At 70.5% G+C, this 18,541-nt stretch carries 14 protein-coding genes and 2 pseudogenes; 5 read left to right on the forward strand and 11 right to left on the reverse strand.

Going from position 1 to position 18,541, the window contains the following annotated elements; translation table 11 throughout:
• Window positions 1–204: 204 nt before the first annotated feature.
• Complete coding sequence (locus ACIBLC_RS10615) at window positions 205–1,188, reverse strand: NADPH:quinone reductase (protein ID WP_399210399.1); 984 nt, start codon at window positions 1,186–1,188, stop codon at window positions 205–207.
• Window positions 1,189–1,208: 20 nt separating this feature from the next.
• Window positions 1,209–1,787 carry a PadR family transcriptional regulator gene (locus ACIBLC_RS10620; protein ID WP_399210400.1) on the reverse strand — a complete coding sequence of 193 codons (579 nt, stop codon included), beginning with the start codon at window positions 1,785–1,787 and terminating at the stop codon, window positions 1,209–1,211.
• A gap of 126 nt (window positions 1,788–1,913) precedes the next feature.
• On the opposite strand from ACIBLC_RS10620, the gene ACIBLC_RS10625 reads away from it, so the two are divergent.
• Together ACIBLC_RS10625 and ACIBLC_RS10630 are read left to right on the forward strand one after the other, a co-directional pair.
• On the forward strand, window positions 1,914–2,306 hold the full coding sequence (locus ACIBLC_RS10625) for an ester cyclase (protein ID WP_399210402.1): 393 nt from the start codon (window positions 1,914–1,916) through the stop codon (window positions 2,304–2,306).
• A gap of 407 nt (window positions 2,307–2,713) precedes the next feature.
• A pseudogene (locus ACIBLC_RS10630) lies at window positions 2,714–2,868 on the forward strand (LysR family transcriptional regulator); the annotation flags it as partial.
• Window positions 2,869–3,271: 403 nt separating this feature from the next.
• Here ACIBLC_RS10630 and ACIBLC_RS10635 read toward each other — a convergent pair.
• The 3 genes from ACIBLC_RS10635 to ACIBLC_RS10645 all read right to left on the reverse strand — a co-directional run bounded on the left by ACIBLC_RS10635 (window position 3,272) and on the right by ACIBLC_RS10645 (window position 5,981).
• A complete protein-coding gene (locus tag ACIBLC_RS10635) occupies window positions 3,272–4,606 on the reverse strand; it encodes a diacylglycerol/lipid kinase family protein (RefSeq protein WP_399210403.1) in 1,335 nt (444 codons plus the stop codon).
• A 116-nt stretch (window positions 4,607–4,722) separates the two neighbouring features.
• On the reverse strand, window positions 4,723–5,190 hold the full coding sequence (locus ACIBLC_RS10640; RefSeq protein WP_399210404.1) for an SHOCT domain-containing protein: 468 nt from the start codon (window positions 5,188–5,190) through the stop codon (window positions 4,723–4,725).
• Between the two features lie 125 nt (window positions 5,191–5,315).
• A complete protein-coding gene (locus ACIBLC_RS10645; protein WP_399210405.1) occupies window positions 5,316–5,981 on the reverse strand; it encodes an HdeD family acid-resistance protein in 666 nt (221 codons plus the stop codon).
• Window positions 5,982–6,469: 488 nt separating this feature from the next.
• Between ACIBLC_RS10645 and ACIBLC_RS10650 the strand changes: the two are divergent.
• A pseudogene (locus ACIBLC_RS10650) lies at window positions 6,470–7,116 on the forward strand (DUF2252 family protein); the annotation flags it as partial.
• 86 nt (window positions 7,117–7,202) lie between these two features.
• Here the strand turns inward: ACIBLC_RS10650 and ACIBLC_RS10655 are convergent.
• The 5 genes from ACIBLC_RS10655 to ACIBLC_RS10675 all read right to left on the reverse strand — a co-directional run bounded on the left by ACIBLC_RS10655 (window position 7,203) and on the right by ACIBLC_RS10675 (window position 14,545).
• The gene (locus ACIBLC_RS10655) at window positions 7,203–7,400 is read right to left on the reverse strand and encodes a hypothetical protein (RefSeq protein WP_399210406.1); all 198 of its coding nucleotides are present in this window, start codon (window positions 7,398–7,400) and stop codon (window positions 7,203–7,205) included.
• Window positions 7,401–7,546: 146 nt separating this feature from the next.
• Complete coding sequence (locus tag ACIBLC_RS10660; RefSeq protein ID WP_399210407.1) at window positions 7,547–8,068, reverse strand: hypothetical protein; 522 nt, start codon at window positions 8,066–8,068, stop codon at window positions 7,547–7,549.
• A 17-nt stretch (window positions 8,069–8,085) separates the two neighbouring features.
• Window positions 8,086–9,714, reverse strand: coding sequence for an MFS transporter (locus ACIBLC_RS10665; protein ID WP_399210457.1), 1,629 nt, complete (start codon window positions 9,712–9,714; stop codon window positions 8,086–8,088).
• 172 nt (window positions 9,715–9,886) lie between these two features.
• A complete protein-coding gene (locus tag ACIBLC_RS10670) occupies window positions 9,887–12,574 on the reverse strand; it encodes a LuxR C-terminal-related transcriptional regulator (RefSeq protein WP_399210408.1) in 2,688 nt (895 codons plus the stop codon).
• Between the two features lie 150 nt (window positions 12,575–12,724).
• The gene (locus ACIBLC_RS10675; protein ID WP_399210409.1) at window positions 12,725–14,545 is read right to left on the reverse strand and encodes a glycoside hydrolase family 15 protein; all 1,821 of its coding nucleotides are present in this window, start codon (window positions 14,543–14,545) and stop codon (window positions 12,725–12,727) included.
• Window positions 14,546–14,882: 337 nt separating this feature from the next.
• Between ACIBLC_RS10675 and ACIBLC_RS10680 the strand changes: the two genes are divergently transcribed.
• Window positions 14,883–15,722 (forward strand): PhzF family phenazine biosynthesis protein, encoded by an 840-nt coding sequence (locus ACIBLC_RS10680; RefSeq protein ID WP_399210410.1) that lies wholly within the window; start codon window positions 14,883–14,885, stop codon window positions 15,720–15,722.
• Window positions 15,723–15,790: 68 nt separating this feature from the next.
• On the opposite strand, the gene ACIBLC_RS10685 is transcribed toward ACIBLC_RS10680, so the two are convergent.
• Complete coding sequence (locus tag ACIBLC_RS10685) at window positions 15,791–16,591, reverse strand: CPBP family intramembrane glutamic endopeptidase (protein WP_399210411.1); 801 nt, start codon at window positions 16,589–16,591, stop codon at window positions 15,791–15,793.
• 185 nt (window positions 16,592–16,776) lie between these two features.
• Between ACIBLC_RS10685 and ACIBLC_RS10690 the strand changes: the two genes are divergently transcribed.
• Window positions 16,777–18,540 (forward strand): substrate-binding and VWA domain-containing protein, encoded by a 1,764-nt coding sequence (locus tag ACIBLC_RS10690; protein ID WP_399210412.1) that lies wholly within the window; start codon window positions 16,777–16,779, stop codon window positions 18,538–18,540.
• Window position 18,541: the final 1 nt, after the last annotated feature.

Genomic DNA, 18,541 nt, shown 5'->3' on the forward strand with positions numbered 1-18,541 from the left:
CAACGATATATCGGCATAGCTCGCCTGGCAACCCCTTGCGGCGGGCACGTGGATATCCCTTGTCATCCAATCGAGTCGTTTGACAACGAACCCGGTCGTTTCGGCTTATTTGACAGTGAACCCAGTCGCGTGGGGTGAGCGACTCAGCGGCCGTCAATGAGACGGGGGTTGCTGGTGACGGGCCGGTGTTCCGAGTCCGCGGCGCTATTGGGGGATGGTGACCAGGATGCGGCTGTGGCCACCGCCGGCATCGACGTGGTCGTGGGCCTTGGCGATGTCGTCCAGCGGGTGACGGTCGCCGACGGCGACGGTGAGGGCGCCGACGGCGGCGGCGGAGGTGAGGTCACGGGCGGCCTGGCGTTTGGCCTCGGCGGGGAAGTCGTCGCTGCCGAGCAGCCGCAGGGTGACGTTGTTGAACAGCAGAGGCCAGAAGGGGATCTCGGTGCGGTCCGTGCGGGTGGCGTAGGCGGCGATGACGGCCCCCTGGGCGGCGACGGCGTTGTCGAGATCGGCGTTGTCGGACAGCGCGACCTCGATGATCCGGTCGACGCCCCGCGGCGCGTACGCGCGGATGGCCGCGGCGGGCTCGCCGGTATCCAGAGCGACGGCGTGGGAGACGACGGCCGGGTCGACGCGATCGAGGTCCGCGGTGCGACGGACTGTGGCGATCACAGTCGCGCCGGCCCAGTGGGCGAGCTGGGCGGCCAGGGAGCCGACGCCGCCAAGGACTCCGTGGACCAGGACGAGTCGGTCGTCGACCGGGCCGTCGGCGAAGACGGTGCGGTGGGCGGTGATGCCGGGGATGCCGAGACTCGCCCCCAGCTCGTCACTCAGATGGTCGGGCAGAGGTACGGCTTGGTGGTCGGGTACGACGGTGTACTGGGCGGCGGTGCCGAAGGGGCGGTAGGACTGGGCGCCGTATACCCAGACCCGCTGTCCGACGCGGCGGGCGTCCACTTGGGCGCCCACGGCGTCGATGGCTCCGGCGGCGTCGCTGTGCGGGATCACCCGCGGGAAGGGCATGGACGAGCCGAGCCAGCCACGCCGTTTCTTGGTGTCGCCGGGGTTGACGCCCGAGACGGTGACGCGGACGCGGACCTCGCCGGGGCCGGGGACGGGATCAGGGAGTTCACCGACGTGCAGGACATCGGCGGCGGGGCCTTGGGCGTCGTACCAGGAAGCAAGCATGGGGGTACCTCCGTGGACAGTCAGCTCGCGGGAGCGGCGGGCGCATGCGGATCACTGTCGGTGCATGCGGTGTCGAATGCGGGCGGCTTCTCCCCGAGGGTCTCGCGCAGCCAGGTCCGTTCGGCCCGGCTGGTGGCGCGGGCGGTGAGCAGCATGCCCCGCCGGTAGGAGTCGGCGACCTCCTCGGCACACAGGGGCCGCTCGTTGTCGTAGAAGAAGCTCGCCGGCTCTTCCAGGAACTCCAGCCGTCTGCGCAGCACCGCGTGCTGTCCGGCCACGTCGGGCAGGTGGGAGAGGAAGGCCAGGATGACGTAGAACCGGGTGAAGTCGGTGATCTCGTGGTCGGCGGGCTTGCGCAGACGCTGAAGCATGTCGGCCCGTCCGGCCGCGGTCAGGCTGAGCACGTACCGGGCCGCCCCCGCGGCCGGGTCGGCGCGCCGCTCGATCAAGCCCGCCCTGGTCAGGCGATTGATCGCCGGATACAGGCTGCCGTCACTGACCGGCCGCGTATAGCCGGTCAGCTGTGAGACGCGGCGGCGCAGCTCGTGTCCAGGCAGGGGTCCCTCGGCGAGGAAACCGAGTATCGCGAGTTCCAGCATGACCCTATCTTCGCACGCGAACATCGAATCGATGTGAACATCGATTCGATGTCACGCTCGCGAGTACCCGCCCGAACGTCTCTGGAGAGGCACAGCAAGATGCCATCGCAGTCCACCGAGTCAGTGATGAACCGTTTCATCGAGTTCATCAACACGGGCAACGAGGATCTCGCCCGCGAGGTCATTTCTCCGGACGCGGTGTTCCACGCGCCAAGCCACCTGGAACCACTGCGGGGGCCCGATGGGTACATGGAAGTCATCGGGATGATGCGCGGCGCCTTCCCGGACGTCCAGTGGACGCTGGAGGAGACGGTCACCGAAGGCGACACGGTGGCCGCGCGGTTCACCATGCGGGGAACCCACGACGGTGACTTCCTCGGGATCCCGGCGAGCGGCAACAAGGTCTCGGTGCAGGCCATGAACTTCTACTACCTGGCCGACGGCCGGATCGTCGGCGACCGGGGTCAGCCCGACCTCCTCGGGGTGATGCAGCAGATCGGGGCCGTACCGGCGCCGTGAGCCCAGTCGTGCTGGGTACCTTTTTTCGCGCGGAGCCACCGCTCCCAAGGGGCCCGTACGTCGCCGTGGCGGAGGGCGCAGGCACACACCCGGGCGCGGGCGGCCGGCGGGGCTCACCGTAAAGAGGTCGGTCTTAGAGCGGCTAGCGGCGGTGCCCACGGACACAGCGTTGGCGGTGACGATCACGGTGATGACCAGCCACGATACTGCGCCAAGGTGCTGGTCCAGGACGAGCATGCCGATCAGAGCGGCGAACACCGGGTTGACGCTCATGAAGATCCCGAAGAAGCGGGCGGTGACCCGGCGCAGCGCGAGCAGGTCGGCGAGAAACGGCACCGCGGAGGAAACACACCAGCGGCCGGCGCGCACAGCAGGGCGCCGACGGTGGGCTGGTGGAGCCATAGGGCACCGTCATCCAGTACCGCCGCGACGGCATCACCTATGGCTCCCTGCGTGACGCCGCCCCCGTCCCCGTCCACCTCATCTGGCGCGCCAGGACCCCCACCCAGCCACCCACGCCGCCGTCGCCCTGCTCACCGGCCTCTACCGCGAAGACGCCTGAGCCCGAGCCCCCGGACCGCGTCGCCGGATTCGGATTCAGTCACTTCAAAGAGGCCCGGGCTGACGCGAACCCAGCCCATGACGTTCCTTGCCATCCAACCCGGTTGCCGCAAGCCAGAGGGTTCGGGCCGAAGGCAGCGTCATGTGACCGCGTTGACAGCGAAGTTGGTCCGCGCAGGTCAGCGGCTTCGGCAGGACTAACTTCGCTGTCGAAGGACAGGGGAGCAGCCAGGTCCATGGCGCGAACGAACCGTTCATGCCGGGACCGGGACCATGGGGCGAAGCGGCCGCCTGATCCGCGGGCCGTCTGATCCGTGAGCCGCCTGAATCCGGGGCCACCTCCGCCCGGCCACCTTCACCCTCGCCACCCCGTCCAGGCGGAGGCCACCTACGCCTCCTCCGGATCACACGGCCGTCGGGGGCCGTTCTCCGCCCGCGGCCGACGGCCCCAGCGCGAGGCGCGTGACGCGCCGCCAGTCGACCCCCGGTCTGTTCGGTCGCGCACCCGAGCGATCGCGCGGCACGCGGATCCGCAACGCCCCGGGAACGCTTCGGCACACCACGGGGGCGGGCAGCAGTACGTGTTCTCCGTCGATACCGGCCGGAACCGTGTCCGTATCCGCTTCCACGACGGTCTCCTCCGCGGTGAACCGCAGGAAGCTCGTGGAACGGGAGCCGCGTACGCTCCCCGCAGCCTGCGCCGTGTTGTCGACCCGCACGCACAGCACCCCGAGCAGTCCGGAATCCAGCCTCTCCCTGCGCCCCGGACGGGCCGAGCCGACGGCCCGCAGGTAGGGGTTGTTGCTGACGAGCAGCGCCTGCAGTCCGTCGGCGCACACCTCGCCGGCCCGCACCCGCAGCCTGGGCACACCCGGGTCGGTGAGGAGCCCGGGCAGCTCCCGGAGGATCGTGCGCCATTTGCTGTCGCGGTAGGCGGGCTCGCCGACAACGGCCGCGTACGTTCCGAAGGATGCGTTGTTGACGAAAACCCGGTCGGCGGCGAACCCGAGGTCGACGCGGAGTTCGACACCGTCCGTCAGGGCGTCCAGGGCCGCCGCCGGATCGTCGCGGTCGAGACCGAGGTCGAGAGCGAAGTGGTTGCGGGTGCCGGCGGGAATGACCAGGAAGGGCAGATCGTGCCGCGCCGCCACCTCGGCCACCAGAGCCTGGGTGCCGTCGCCGCCCGCCACCGCCAGCAGATCGGCTCCCTCGGCCACGGCCTGCCGGGCCAGTTCGGCCGCGTGCTGCCCTCCCTCATCGAGCAGGACGACACGGGCACCCGCGGCACGCGCCTTGTCCACCAGCTGGAAACGTCCCACCTTGCCGCCACCGGAGCGTGGATTCATCAGGATCCAGGGGTGGCGTGGCGTCTCGGCGGTCTCGCGCTTACCCATGGCCGGGATGCGCCCCGGAGTGACGGCGATCCTGGCCGCCGCCACGGCCAGGATCCAGAGTGCCAGGGAGAGGAGGGCCGGCCCCAGCATGCCGTACGCCGCGTACAGCGCCAGGACGGTGACCGGCGCGGTCACGCACAGACCCGCTCCGGCCGTCCGCACCACCCCGGTGTGGGCAAGGGTCCACCACACCCCGACCGCGGTCAGGGCGAGTCCGGCGATACCGACGAGCACCCAGAACACGCTCCGCAGACCGGCGGACACGAGTGGGACCAGCACACCCGCCACCAGGGCGAGCAGTGCCAGGCGGGCCCATCCGGCACTGCTCTTACGGACCTCGTTCACGCGCCGATGGAGTTGTCAGGCCGGACCACGCGCAGGGCCCGGATGAGGTACGGGCACGCGGTGTGTGTCCAGGTCATGGTGCTACCTCGGTTCGGTGTCGCGCGGTGCTGGTGCTCTCACCGAGAAGAGGCGGACGAGCCCGCGCCCGCACGCTCCGTGGAGCCGTAGTCGCTGAAGACCAGTTCCTTCGCCCTGCGGAACTCCTCGTCCGTAATGTCGCCGCGGGCGCGGATCTCGGACAGCTTGGCCAGTTCGTCGGCGCTGCTTGGGCGGCCGTCGCCCTTGGCGGTCTCCCGCACGTAACTCTTGAAGGCCTCCTGCTGCGCGCGTGCCTGCGCCACTTCCCGGCCGCCCATGTTCTTGCCGCGGGCGATCACGTAGATCAGCACTCCCAGGAACGGCAGGACGATGACGAACACCAGCCAGCCGGCCTTGGCCCAGCCGCTCATGCCGTCGTCCCGGAAGATGTCGACGACGATCCGGAAGAGCAGGATGAACCACATGATCCACAGGAAGAACCACAGCATGGACCAGAAGACGCTCAGCAGCGGATAGTCGTACGCGAGGTACATCTGTCCACTCATGTCTTGCCTCCGTCCCGGGCGCTCGCCCGGCAGCCGATTTCTGCCGCTTCCAGCCTGCGCACGGCGAGGTCGGGGCGGCCTCACCCGCGGCGGGTGAGCGGACGGGCGAGGTCGGGTGCGGGATGTCAGGCCTTCTCATCGGAAACCTGCGGTCCCGCGGCGACACCGGACCTGCGAAGTGCCGCCCGCCATGCGAAGGCGAGGACCAGTTCCACCAGGCCGAGCAGGACGAGCCACAGGCCGAGCAGCCGGGTCAGGGCCCGGGCCGACTCGGTGGGCAGGGCCAGCACCACGAGCCCCGCGAGAATGGCGATCACCGCGGCACCGACGACGAAGCCACGGTGCGGCAGGTCCTTGGTGGCGACGGCCGTGTAGAGGGTGAGCATGCCGGACACCAGCCAGACGATCCCGACGATCAGCGAGAGCGCCGCGACGGTCTGCAACGGATTCCGCAGGCACAGCACCCCGGCCAGGACGAACAGCACCGCGAGGAGCAGTCCGGGCAGCCGTTCCCCCGCATCGTCCCGGGCGAAGGCCGCGACGAACCGGAACACCCCGATCATCAGCAGGTACAGACCGATGAGCACCGCCAGAACGTGCAGGGTCTCGTCCGGCCAGACCAGCACCAGAACGCCAGGCACGAGCGTGGCGATCGCGGAACCCAGGATCCACTCCCAGGAACGCCCGAGCCTGGCCAGCACGTTCGCGGGGTCGGCCGGCGGCGCTGGGGCCGCCCCGCCGGGCGGATGTTCCGGTCCGGTATGCGGTGCCGGACCACGCGACACGGTCATGGCTCCTCCTCACACGATCGGGCGATTCGCTCCCGGCCCGCCGACGGGGCGGTGCGCGGGGATCACACGCGGCAAGCGTCCCTCCCGCTGTCGGCCGCCGGGTCACCCTCGAAGGGTGATCCGCGGCCACCTCCGGAGCCGATGAGGTGAGTACGGAAGGACGTGCGACGCATCGGATTCGGGCCGGCTGCCCCCGGGGCTCACCGCCGGGGTGCTCGCGGGGCGGTCCGGGTGCGGCGGCGGGGCCGGGGAGCCGACGCCGGAACGGCACCGCACGGTGGGAAAGCGGTCCAGGAGTTTCGAGCCATGGCCATTCCCAACGCATTCACGGCCTCTCTGTCACCGGCCGAGAGGGCGGCGTGCGGCACGAACGCGCGCAAGCGCGCCGCGCGTTCGTGTCACGGCCGGTTCGAGGCCGGCGAGAATCGGCATGACCCCGTCGAGGTGATAGGCCGTCAGTCCGAGTCCTGCCTCACCGAGCCGGTGCCGATCCGCTGCACGCGGAGGAGAAGGAGCTCCTGGCCGTCGTGGACGGGTACGCGCGGACCCTGTCGTCGGAGCGCCGACATCTCCTCCGCCACCACCGCCTGGTCGACATGGCCCGGAAGGTGGTGGGCGTCGGCAGCGTCGGAACCCCCTGCTGGATCCTGCTCCTGCTCGGCCGAGACGATGGGGACCCCCTGCTGCTACAGGCCAGGGAGGCTCAGGAGTCGGTTCTCGCCGCCCACACGGAGGGCGACCGCTATGACAACGAGGGCCGCCGCGTCGTGACGGGACAGCGGTTGATCCAGACGACCAGCGACATCTTCCTGGGCTGGACCCACGTCGTGGGCCTCGACGGACAGGGCCGGGACTTCTACGTCCGCCGGCTGCGGGACTGGAAGAGCATCGCGCGGCCGGACACCATGGACCCCGGCCTGCTGCGCATGTTCGCGCGGCTGGGCGGGAACTCGCCGGCACGGGCGCACGCCCGCTCCGGCGACCCCGTCACCATCGGCGCCTACCTGGGCGGCAGCGACCGCTTCGACCGCGCGCCGGTCGAATTCGCTCAGGCCTACGCCGACCGAACGAGCGGGACTTCGAGGAGTTGGGCGCCGCAGCCCGGTCCGGGCGGATCAGCGTGGAGAGCCTCTGAGAATTCCGCGGGCCACCGTACGGCAGGGCAGCCTCATGGTGCTCCCGGCGCGGAGAGGGCTCACAGCGCACCGCGGCGGATCGGCTTCATTCCGGCAACTGGCGGATCTCCAGGACCCGTAGTCCCAGCGACTGGCAGCGGGCCAGAAGCCCGTACAGGTGCGCCTCGTCGATCACATCTCCGAACAGGACGGTGTGACCGGACATGACCACGTGGTCCAGTTCGGGAAAGACTTTGGTCAACGTCTCCGACATATGTCCGTCGACCCGGATCTCGTAGCGCATGAGCTGCTCTCCCGCGGGTGGCCTGGGACAAGAGGGCTGTGCCCCCTCCCTGCGATCGTCCGTCCCGAGGCGCCACCCGGCCTCACCCTGTGGAGGTGATAGGCCGCCCGGCACACCACTCCACCTGCGTGGACGCTTCAGAAGTGTCAGTGTGTGAGGAAGATCTTGAACGAGATGATCAGCAGGCCCAGCAGCAGATTCACCGAAGCGGCGACGGCCACCAGTCGCCATGAGGCACCGGCCCGCCGTGCCGCGGCTGCCGACCAGCCCACCTGGCCCGCCACGGCGACGGAGAGCGCGAGCCAGAGGGCTCCTGATACGTCGAGGCCGAGGACGGGGCTCACTGCCACGGCGAGCGCGGGCGGGACGGCCGCCTTGACGATCGGCCACTCGTCGCGGCACACGTCGAGCACGATCCGGCGATCCAGGCTGTGCGCCGCCAGGCGAGCCCCGAACAGCTGGGCGTGCACATGCGCGACCCAGAACGCCACACCGGTGAGCAACAGCAGCAGCACCAGCTCCAGGCGCGGGAACGAGCCCAGCGTGCCGGCGCCGACCACCACCGAGGCGGCGAGCATGGATCCGTAGACGCCACCGGTGTAGTCGGCATCGGCCCGGCGCTCGTGGATGCCGCGCGCTCTGCCCGTCACGTGCTCCGTCTTGGACATCGCGGCCTCTCTCGATCTCAGCGGGCCGAGCCGGTCGCACCGGCCGGTGCGTCGGTGTCGGATCGCTTCGGACGGTCGGCCCGCCGGGTCGGCAGATGCGGCGTGACCAGGAAACTGACGAGGGTGATTCCACCGGTGGCGAGGATCGCCGCTTTCAGACCGTCGAGTTGTGCGGACGCGTACGAGTCCGCGAGGGCGTCGACGTCGGACGGCGGCAGCCCGGCCCGTTCGGCCGCCGAGCGCACCTGCTCGGTCGGCACGAAAGTGATCCCCGCTTCGAGGGCGACACCGGTCTGCTGACGGGCCTCCTCGGACAGCCTCGGGTGGTCCTCCACCTGCCCGGTGAAGGCGTGGGCGAGAGCGCCGATGAGCAGCGAGCCGATGAGCGCGGTACCCAGTGCGGAGCCCAGGTTCTGGGCCGTGAACTGGAGCCCGCCGGCCTCGCTGCGTTCCTCCTCGCCCACACTCGACTGGACGACGTTGCCCAGCTGCGAGGCGAGCAGGCCCATACCCACGCCGAGCAGGGCCATGGCGCCGGCGAACTGCGCGTCGTCGATGACCGGGTCGATGGTGGCCAGCAGCCACACGATGGCGGCGGCCAGGGTCACCAGTGCCAGCCGGACGACCGTGCGTGGTCCGGCCACCCGCCCCAGCCGGGCGGCGCACATGGAGGCCGCGAGCATCGTCACGGACACCGGGACCAGCCGCAGACCGGTCTGGAAGGCGTCGAATCCCTGAACCACCTGCAAGTACAGCGGGATGGTGAAGAACAGTCCCAGCAGGATGAGGTTCTGGCTCAGCAGCGACATCAGTCCGGAGCGCAGCGCGGGAACGCGCAGCAGAGGCAGATGCACCAGCGGCTCGGCACCCCGGGCTTCCCGCCTGCGCTCCCAGTGCAGGAAGACGGCCAGTACGACGACCCCGGCGGCGACGACGAACAGTGTCGGCGCGAAGCCCAGAACGGTGAAGGGCGGGTTGCGGGGCTGCACCCATCCCCAGGTGCCGCTCTGCAGCACACCGAGCACGCCCAGCCCCAGTCCGGCCGCCGAGAGGGCGGCGCCGACGCCGTCCAGCCGGGGAGGCCTACCGGTCCGGGGCGATTCCTTGATCGCCCGGTGAAAGCACAGGACGGCGATGACGACCACGACCTCGCCCGCGAAAACCAGCCGCCAGGTGAGGTACGTCGTCACCCAGCCACCCAGCAGCGGGCCGACCGCGATCCCGGCCCCGGCGAGTCCGCCGATGACGCCGTACGCGACGGCCCGGTCCCGCCCGCGATAGGACTCGGCGACGAGGGCCGCCATGGCCGGCAGCACCATCGCGGCACCGAGTCCTTCGATCACCGACCAGCCCAGCGTGAGGACCCACAGGGTGGGGGCCACCGCGGTGAGGGCCGACCCCGTGCCGTAGACGACGAGGCCCAGCAGGAACATACGACGTCGCCCGAAGATGTCTCCGAGCCTGCCACCGATGATCATGAAAGCCGCCATGACCAGCGCGTACAGCGTGATCACGGCCTGGATGGCGGTGACCTCGGTGTCGAAGTCCTCGACCAGCTGGCTGATCGACACGTTCATGACGGACGTGTCGAGGACCATCAGAAACTGGGCCGTACCCAGGACGATCAGTGCCCGCCAGTGCGCCACGGTGTCCACCTCGCCGAGTCGGCCCGGGACTCCGGCGGAGTCGACCGGGCAGCCGCTCCCTGCCGCCACTCCCCATCGCAGCCGACAGAGTCACGCTGCGCCTCACCCACCACGGGCGAGCCGGACGGCCGCGCGGACCGTACATCGCCGGGGCTCGCTCATGCCGGGGCGGTCACAGTAGCCGCAGCTCGCGCGCCCGGCGTACCGCGTCGTGGCGCCGGCTCACCGCCAGCTTGCGGTAGACGCTCTTGAGGTGGGTCTTGACCGTGTTCACCGAGACATACAGATCGGCGGCGATCTCCTCCGTCGACATCATCTGGGCCAACCGTTCCAGCACATCGCGCTCGCGTCCGCTGAGCTCCTCCACGACAGGCGCCGGCTGCCGGTCGTCGGGCCGAAGCGGAGCACCGTCCGCTGACGGATCTGGCGTGAGCCAGCCCGCGGCGACCCCTCGCAGCGGTACGAGGCTCAGCAGCGGTCTGATCCACGGCCCGGCCTCGACGAAGGGAAGTCGCAGCCGCTCACGCCGGGCCGTGTGGAGAGCCTGGAGAACGAGCCTCCGTGAGGCGGCGAAGTCCCCCGCTCCATCGGCGGCCTGCGCCCTCACCAGCGAGGCCCGGACGGTCACCGCGGGGCCGATGCGGCCCATCGGACGCAAGCTGTCGAGCAGGTCGATCGCCGCGGCGGGCCTGCCCGCCGCGAGCTGTGCCCCCGCGGCCCCCACGACGCACGCCACCTGGCCGTCGGGCACCGATCGCAGCAGCTCGGCGGCCGTCTCCGCTTGCCCTTCCGCCAGGTGTGCGGCCGAGGCGGCCAGTGCGGTGTGCCCCGCCGCCCAGGGGGAGACCACGTCGGCGGCGACCGCCGGTTCCGCCGCTGCGAGTGCGGCTCGCGGACGGCCGCCTGCCAGGAGCAGACGCGCGGTGGCGATGGACCGAGCCGCCTCCGTCACCGGGTCCCGCATCTCACGGTGCGCATCGGCCGCCGCGTCGAGGAGGGCACTGGCCTGAGCCAGTTCGTTCCGGTCCACGGCGACGGCGGCCAGTACCAGTTGCCCGAGGCCGGAGCCGGACGCCTGAGGCAGACCGAACCGCTCTGCCTCCTTCAGCGCCGCCATGGCCTTGCGTTCCGCCCTGCTGAGCCAACCGTTCAGGTAGTCGATCAAAGCCAGATGTTCCAGGGCCTCCCGGCGCGGAAGTGCCGTCGAAACTCCACCGGGACAGCCGGCCACCACGGTCAGGGCGGCACGTGCGTCGTCGAAGCGTCCCGCCCACAGCCGCGTCGAGCCGAGATGGGTCATCAGGAGCGCGGTGACTTCAGGATGCTCTTCCAGCAAGCGGGCGGGCATCTGCTCCCGGAGTTCCCCGGCCGCTTCCGCGGCCCTTTCCGCCCTCTCCGGCGAACCGGTCAGCCGGGCCGCCAGGACTTCCAGCAGGGCACAGCTCAGCCGGGCCGCCGTCAGGCCGGGTCCGGCGCCCCCCGCCGGAACCTGCTCCCCCGCCAAACTCCGCTCGGCGTGCCGCAGGTGGGTCTGTCCGCGTCCGAGGTCGCACCGGAACAGGTCTCGGGCCGCGCGGACGAGGTCCGTGGCCGGGCTCGCGGCCTCGGGTCCCATCCGTGAGAACAACTCGGCCAGGTCGTCACAGCGCAGGCCGGTGAAGAGCTGGCCGATGGCGAGATCTTCGACGAGGGCACCGGCGGTGAACTCCCAGTCGCCCGCGGCCGCGCCGTGGCCGAGTGATTCCGCGAGGGCCCCGGAGCGCCGCAGCCATGCCGCGGCCCGCCGGTGGAGCTCGGGCTCCAGGCCGGGAGACCACGCCCGCAGGTGGGAACGGAGAATCTCGCCGAACAGCGGGTGGAGGCGGTACCAGGTGTGCCCGAGGTCCTCGACGAACGCGTTCTCGCGGTGCAGCGCCGCCAGGATCGACGCGGCATGGGTGCTCAGCGTCAGCGCGTTCGCGAGCTCGGGGCAGAAACGCTCCAGGACGCTCACCCGCAGGAGGAGGTCCTGTGTCTCGGGGCTCTGCCGCTTGAGTACCTCCGCCAGCAGGAAGTCGGCGACTGTCGTGCGGGCGGCCTCGAACTCCTTCAGATACGTCTCGGGATCCGGGCTCTCCTTCGCGGCCAGGGCGCAGAGCCGCAGGCCGGCGGCCCATCCGCGGGTGCGCTCCACGAGCGCGCGCGCCGCGTGCAAGGGAAGGCGCAGCCCGTGCACCTCCAGCAGCACGGCCGCTTCCTCGGAAGTGAAGGCCAGCTCCGCGTCCCTGATCTCCGTCATGGCACCGGCCGCTCGATAGCGGTGCAGCGGCAGCAGCGGCTCGGTGCGGGTGACGAGGAGCAGCCGCATGCCCTGTCCCGAGTGGTGCAGGACGAACTCCAGTTGCTCCGCGATCTCCGGAGCGGTCACACGGTCGAATTCGTCGAGCACCACGATGACGGGCCGGTCCCGATCGCTCAGTTCGGCGGCGAGTCGCGCCAGCAGTGTGTGGTCCACGCGGCTCCCGCCCGCGGGGAAACCGACCGCGGCGGACAGCGGCACACCGGCGGCGCGCAGGGCCTGGAGCAGGTGCGTCCAGAACATGCCGCACCCCTGGTCCGCCTCGGCGGTGAGCCAGGCGACCGGCTGGTCCCGTCCCTCGGTCCAGTCGGCGACCAGCAGGGTCTTGCCCGCACCCGCGGCGCCGTTGACCATGGTCAACGGCGTCAGCAGGGCCTGGTCGAGGTGCTGGACCAGGCGCTCCCGCCGCAGGTACGTCGCGGGTCGCGTCGGGACGGCGAACCGCGTGCGCAGAAAGGGGTCTCCATCGGGATCGGCATACGGGGTGACCGCTTCCGGACCGTTCTCTTCGAGTCCGGTCATGACGCTCACCCCCACTTTTCGTCAAGTCATGGGCAGCGCTCCCTTCAGCATCCCAGTGTTTCCGCGCATGTGCGCGCCGGGCCACCTGGCTCCGTACGGAGCCAGGTGGCCCGGCGCACTCCCGCGGGCCTTGGCGAAGGCCGCCCTCCCTCAGCGGACGGCGTCCATCTGGTGATCCAGCGAGAGCGCGGCCGTGATCAGCGCCAGGTGTGTGAAGGCCTGCGGGAAGTTGCCGAGTTGCTCCCCCGTCGGGCCGATCTCCTCGGCGAACAGACCCGCGTGGTTGGCGTAGGTGAGCATCTTGTCGAAGGCGTACCGGGCCGGGCCGAGCTGTCCGGCCTGCGCGAGCGCGTCGACATAGAGGAAGCTGCACAGGGAGAACGTGCCCTCGCTGCCGCGCAGTCCGTCGGGAGACGCCTGTGGGTTGTACCGATGGACGAGGCTGTCGGAGACGAGTTCCTGTTCCATCGCCTCGAGCGTGGACAGCCAGCGCGGATCCTTCGGCGAGATGAATCCGACGGAGGGCATGAGCAACAGGGACGCATCCAGGGTGGTTTCGTCGTACTGCTGGACGAACGCCCGGCGTTGTGAACTCCATCCGCGCTCCATGACCTGGCGCATGATGTCGTCCCGCGCCGCGCCCCATGCGGCGGTGTCGGCGGGCCGGGAGAAGGCACGGGCCATCCGGATGCCCCGGTCGAAGGCGGTCCAGCACATGAGGCGGCTGTAGGTGAAGTCCTTCTGCCCGCCGCGGGTTTCCCAGATCCCCTCGTCGGGCCGGTCCCAGGCCTTCACCAGCCAGTCGAGCACCCCCGAGAGGGCCTGCCAGCCCTCGTACGGCGGCACCTCACCGGCGCCCTCCAGCGCCTGCGACAGCGCGAGCGCCGCCTCTCCGTAGATGTCGAGCTGGAGCTGGCCCGCGGCGCCGTTGCCCACCCGTACCGGCGCCGATCCGCGGTAGCCCTCGAAGTGATCGAGATTCTCTTCAGGCAGATCCGGATCACCATCGATGCGGTACATGATCTGCAACGGTTCGCCGCTCACGGTGCGGCCCGCCCGGACCCGGTCACCGAGCCACTTGCGGAACGCGTGGGCCTCCTCGATGTAGCCGAGCCCCAGCAGGGCGCCGACCGACAACGAGCCGTCACGCACCCAGGTGTAGCGGTAGTCCCAGTTGCGCGCACCGCCGAGCTGCTCGGGCAGTCCCATGGTGGGCGCCGCCACGGGCGCTCCGGTCGGAGCGTAAGTGAGCAGCTTCAGAGTGATGGCCGACCTGTTCACCATGTCCTGCCAGCGTCCGTGGTAGCTGCTGCGGCGTACCCACGCGTGCCAGAAGTCCCGGGTCCCCTCGAACAACGTCCAGACGTCCGCCTTAGTCAGCGGTGGCACGGGCGCGTCGCCCGTGCCACCCACTGTGAGCACGACCGCGGCGAACTCGCCCTCGCTCAAGATCAGTTCGCTGTGTACGTCGTCGCCCTCCCGGCTCCACCCGATCGGACCGAGCGTCTGCAGGAACCCCTGCGTTCCGGGACCGTCGAAACGGACCGTTCTTTCACCCACGTCCACGCGGTGCGCGGCACGGCCGTAGTCGAAGCGGGGCCGGCACTCCAGGGAGAAGCGGACCTGGCCACGGGTCACCCTCAGTATCCTGACCAGCCGGTGCCGGGCCGTGGGACGTTCGGGGTGGTCCACCGGCATGAAGTCGACCACCTCGCCCACTCCCTCCTCTCCCAGGAAACGGGTCACCAGGACCGCTGTGTCCTGCAGGTACAGCTGTACGGGCGGGCGTTGGGTGTCGGCGGACACAGTGAAGTGCCCGCCGCGTTCGTGGTCGAGGAGCGCGGCGAACACACTGGGCGAGTCGAACCTGGGCGCGCACATCCAGTCGACTGTGCCGTCCGAGGAGACCAGCGCGGCGGTCTGCAGGTCTCCGATCAGCCCATGGTCCGCGATGGGGGGATAGCCTCGCATCTGGTGCTCCCTTCCGGCCCGGACGCCCAGGCATTCCGGGGTCCGTGCGCGCCGTACCTGCCACACTCGCCGCGTCGGCCCCGCCGGGCCTCCCCCGCCACGGGTGAGTTCCCGGGCGGGGCGGCGGAGTCGGGTCGCAGGCCCCTCGGACGGACGAGACGCCGCCTCGATGCCGGAGACACAGTTCACGCGGTCACCGATCGGGCCTGCACCTGCTGGACAGCGGTCCGCCGCCTCTCCCGCCCGGAACCCGTCCAGCACAACGGAAACGGAATCGGTCCAGCACAACGGAATTGGCCTTGGCCGGCCGTTTCGCGGGACGGCTAGCGTCGACCCCATGCGGATTCGAATCGTCGACGCCTTCACCGACCGCCCCTTCACCGGCAACCCGGCCGGGGTCCTCCTCCTCGACCCCTCCACCACGTCGCCCACGCCGTCCGCGTCCTTCCCGGACGACACCTGGCTCCAGAACGTGGCACTGGAGGTCAACCACGCCGAGACGGCGTTCGCCCACCGTCTCCCGCACGGCGGCGAGGCCGACTGGGCGCTGCGCTGGTTCACCCCCGTCACCGAGGTCGCGATGTGCGGGCACGCGACGCTGGCGACCGCCCATGTGCTGCACACCAGCGGCGCCCACGAAGGGCCCGTACGGTTCGCCACGCTCAGTGGCGTCCTCATCGCCACGCCCCACGAGGACGGTTCCATCACGCTGGACTTCCCGACCGCGCCGCTGACTCCGGTAGAGATCCCGGACGGCGTCGCCGAGGCGCTCGGCGCCGAGCCGCTCACGGCCTTCGACACCGGCCCGAACATCGGTGACCTGGTGATCGAGGTCGCCGACGAGAAGACGGTCCGCGGCCTCGCCCCCGAGCACAGGGCCCTCGGGCGGTACTCCGCGCGCGGGATCATCGCGACCGCCCGCGCCGAAGACCCCTCCCGGGGCTACGACTTCGTGTCCCGCTGCTTCTTCCCGAACGTCGGCATCGACGAGGACCCCGTCACCGGCAGCGCCCACACCGCTCTCGCGCCCTACTGGTCCGAGCGCCTCGGCCGCCCCGACCTCACCGGCCTGCAGGCCTCCGCGCGCTCCGGCCTCGTCGGCACCGAGCTTCGCGGCGACCGCACACTTCTCACAGGCCGCGCGGTCACGGTCATCGAGGGCGAGCTGCTCGCGTGACAACCGCCGAAGGGGCGTACGAGATTGCCGTACGCCCCTTCAAGTCCCCCGCGCTCTTCGGCAACCGCTCAAGCCGTCGGCAGCCATCCCACCTTCCCGGCCAGCAGCGCGTATCCCACGAACGCCCCGATGTCGAGGAGTGAGTGCGCGACCACCAGGGGCCCGACGCGCCCCCAACGCCGGTAGAGGTAGACGAAGACCAAGCCCATCGCCATGTTGCCGACGAACCCGCCGATGCCCTGGTAGAGGTGGTACGAGCCGCGGAGCACCGCGCTCGCCGCCAACGCGGTGACCGGCGTCCAGCCCAGCTGACCGAGGCGGCGCAGCAGATACCCGACGACGATCACCTCTTCGAGGACCGCGTTCTGGATCGCGGACATGATCAGGACGGGGCATTTCCACCACACGTCGGGCAGCGCCTCGGGCACCACCGTGAGGTTGGCGCCGAACCCCCGGGCCGCGAGATAGAAGGCGATGCCCGTGCTGCCGATCACCGCGGCGATCACGGCCCCGCGTCCGAGGTCCGGCCAGGGACGCGTGCGGTCGAAACCGAGCACGCGCAGCCCCTCGCGCTCCCTCAGCAGGAAGTGCGCGACGAGCGCTACCGGTACCAGCGCCGACGCGATTCCGAAGAGCTGCCAGGCCAGATCAAGCCAGGGACGGCCTGGAGCGGCCGAGGCGTTGAGGGTGGCCGCCTGGTCCTTGAGCCCTCCTGGCCTGGTGACCGAGCCGACAAAGCTGATCAGCGCGGAAACCCCGCTCGCGCCGAGCGAGAGTCCCAGGACGAGCAGCGTCTCATCCCGGAGAATCCGTCGTGTCAGTCCCTTCGTCGGAAAGGAATCGGCCACCGACCCCGCCTCCACCTGCACTCCCGCCTCCAGTTGGGTATTCGCGCCTCATCCCTATCCCCGCCCCGCTAGGGTCTCGAAAGAAGTTGCGAAGATCCTGCGCGACAGGCCGTTTGGGGGACGGACGCCGTCGGGGCGTGCCTCCCCCTTTTGTCTGCCTTGTGGCCGTTTCACGGCACATGGCTCAACAGGGAGGCACCACCCTCATGGGACGTCATAGCTTGCCCGACGGGTACGGGGCGGGCACCGCCGACCCCCGACCACGCGCGCGCCGTCGCACTGTGGCCATCGCGACGGCGCTCGTACTCACGGTGGCGGGGGGCACGGCGGCCGCGGTCCGCGGTGGCCTGCTCTCCTTCGGCTCCTCCTGCCAGGAAAACGCGGTGCGCGTCAAGGTCGCCGCGTCGCCGGACCTGGCCCCCGCTCTCACCGAGGCCGCGGACTACGCCCGTGAGAGCGACATCACCTCCGACGGCCGTTGTATCGACGTCAGCGTGACCGCCCGCGAGTCGTACAAGGTCGCGGACTCCCTGCTGACCGGCAAGGAGTCCGATGTCCAGGCATGGGTGCCCGACTCGAACCTGTGGGTGCAGCGCGTCACCGGGGACAACGCCGCGACGCAGGTGAGCGACGTCGGCAACGTCGCGTCGTCACCGGTCGGCGTCGCCATGGTCCCGACGGCCGCCAAGTCGCTCGGCTGGCCCAAGAAGACGTATACCTGGACCGAACTGGCCGGCGCCGCGATGACGAGCGACCGTCTGAAGCTCGGCGCCGCCGACCCGACGCGCAGCGCGACCGGCCTGCTCGCGCTGACGCAGCTGAGCACCACGGCGGGGCAGACCGCGGGCGGCGACACCCAGGCCGCCGCCATGGCCAAGGCCCTCTCGCAGCGCACCGCCGACAGCGACAGCCAGGTCCTGGACACGCTCCCCCGCGACTCCTCCGGCACCGAGCAGGGCAACCCGAAGCGGAACCAGGCGCTGATCCTCTCCGAGCAGGCGGCTTTCGCCCACAACTCCTCGGCGGAGAGTCCCGAGAGCCTCGACCTCTTCTACCCCAAGGACGGCTCGCCGCGGCTCGACTACCCGTTCACGCTGGTCGACGAGGTGCGGCTGAGCACCGACGAGAGCCGCGCGGCCCTGCGGTTCATGGCGTTGCTGGGCGCTCCGGAGGTCCAGAAGATCCTGGAGAAGCACGGCTTCCGCGCGGACGACGAGAAGCCCTCGGCCTCACTGGTCGCCGACGCGGGCGGGCGCACCCCCCAGCCGTACGCGCGCGCGGCCGCCGAACCGGCCTCGGAGAAGGCGCTCCAGGAAGCCCTCGGCATGTGGACGATCACGGTGCAGAGCGCCCGGATCACCACCGTCGTCGACGCCTCCGCGTCCATGACCGAGCCGGTGCCGGGCACCGACCAGTCCCGTATGGACATCACCAAGGCCTCCCTCCTGCAGGCCCTGGCCACCTTCACTCCGGAGGACGAGATCGGCCTCTGGAAGTTCTCCACCCGTCTCGACGGCGCCCGTGACTACCAGGTGATCGTGCCGACCGAACGGCTCGGCGACACCAAGGGCAACGGCACCCAGCGGGACAGGCTGTCGGCCGCGTTCAGCAACCTGAAACCCGTCCCGGGCGGGGCGACCGGCCTGTACGACACCACGCTGGCGGCGTACCGGGCGGCGACGTCCTCCTACGAGGAGGAGAAGTTCAACGCGTTGGTCCTGCTGACCGACGGCGTCAACCAGGACCCGGGAAGCATCTCCCGCTCTGCCCTCGTCGCCAGGCTTCAGGAGCTCACCACCCCCGAGCGCCCGGTGCTGCTGATCGCGATCGCGGTCGGCCCGGACGCCGACGAGGAAGAGGTCGAGGAGATCGCCAGGGCGACCGGCGGCTCCGGCCACCAGGTCAACGACCCGTCGCAGATCCACTCGGTGATCCTCAAGGCGATCGTGGAGGCGGGCAACCAGGACTGAC

Origin of the sequence: Streptomyces sp. NPDC050535 (assembly GCF_044457665.1) — a bacterium.
Lineage (GTDB): Bacteria > Actinomycetota > Actinomycetes > Streptomycetales > Streptomycetaceae > Streptomyces.

Excerpts from the sequence above, each read along its gene's own strand:
- ACIBLC_RS10625 (WP_399210402.1), top strand. The coding sequence starts at position 1,914 with ATGAACCGTTTCATCGAGTTCATCAACACGGGCAACGAGGATCTCGCC.
- ACIBLC_RS10620 (WP_399210400.1), bottom strand. The coding sequence starts at position 1,787 with ATGCTGGAACTCGCGATACTCGGTTTCCTCGCCGAGGGACCCCTGCCT.
- ACIBLC_RS10660 (WP_399210407.1), bottom strand. The coding sequence starts at position 8,068 with ATGTCCAAGACGGAGCACGTGACGGGCAGAGCGCGCGGCATCCACGAG.
- ACIBLC_RS10680 (WP_399210410.1), top strand. The coding sequence starts at position 14,883 with ATGCGGATTCGAATCGTCGACGCCTTCACCGACCGCCCCTTCACCGGC.
- ACIBLC_RS10655 (WP_399210406.1), bottom strand. The coding sequence starts at position 7,400 with ATGCGCTACGAGATCCGGGTCGACGGACATATGTCGGAGACGTTGACC.
- ACIBLC_RS10690 (WP_399210412.1), top strand. The coding sequence starts at position 16,777 with ATGGGACGTCATAGCTTGCCCGACGGGTACGGGGCGGGCACCGCCGAC.
- ACIBLC_RS10640 (WP_399210404.1), bottom strand. The coding sequence starts at position 5,190 with ATGAGTGGACAGATGTACCTCGCGTACGACTATCCGCTGCTGAGCGTC.
- ACIBLC_RS10645 (WP_399210405.1), bottom strand. The coding sequence starts at position 5,981 with ATGACCGTGTCGCGTGGTCCGGCACCGCATACCGGACCGGAACATCCG.
- ACIBLC_RS10670 (WP_399210408.1), bottom strand. The coding sequence starts at position 12,574 with ATGACCGGACTCGAAGAGAACGGTCCGGAAGCGGTCACCCCGTATGCC.
- ACIBLC_RS10615 (WP_399210399.1), bottom strand. The coding sequence starts at position 1,188 with ATGCTTGCTTCCTGGTACGACGCCCAAGGCCCCGCCGCCGATGTCCTG.
- ACIBLC_RS10675 (WP_399210409.1), bottom strand. The coding sequence starts at position 14,545 with ATGCGAGGCTATCCCCCCATCGCGGACCATGGGCTGATCGGAGACCTG.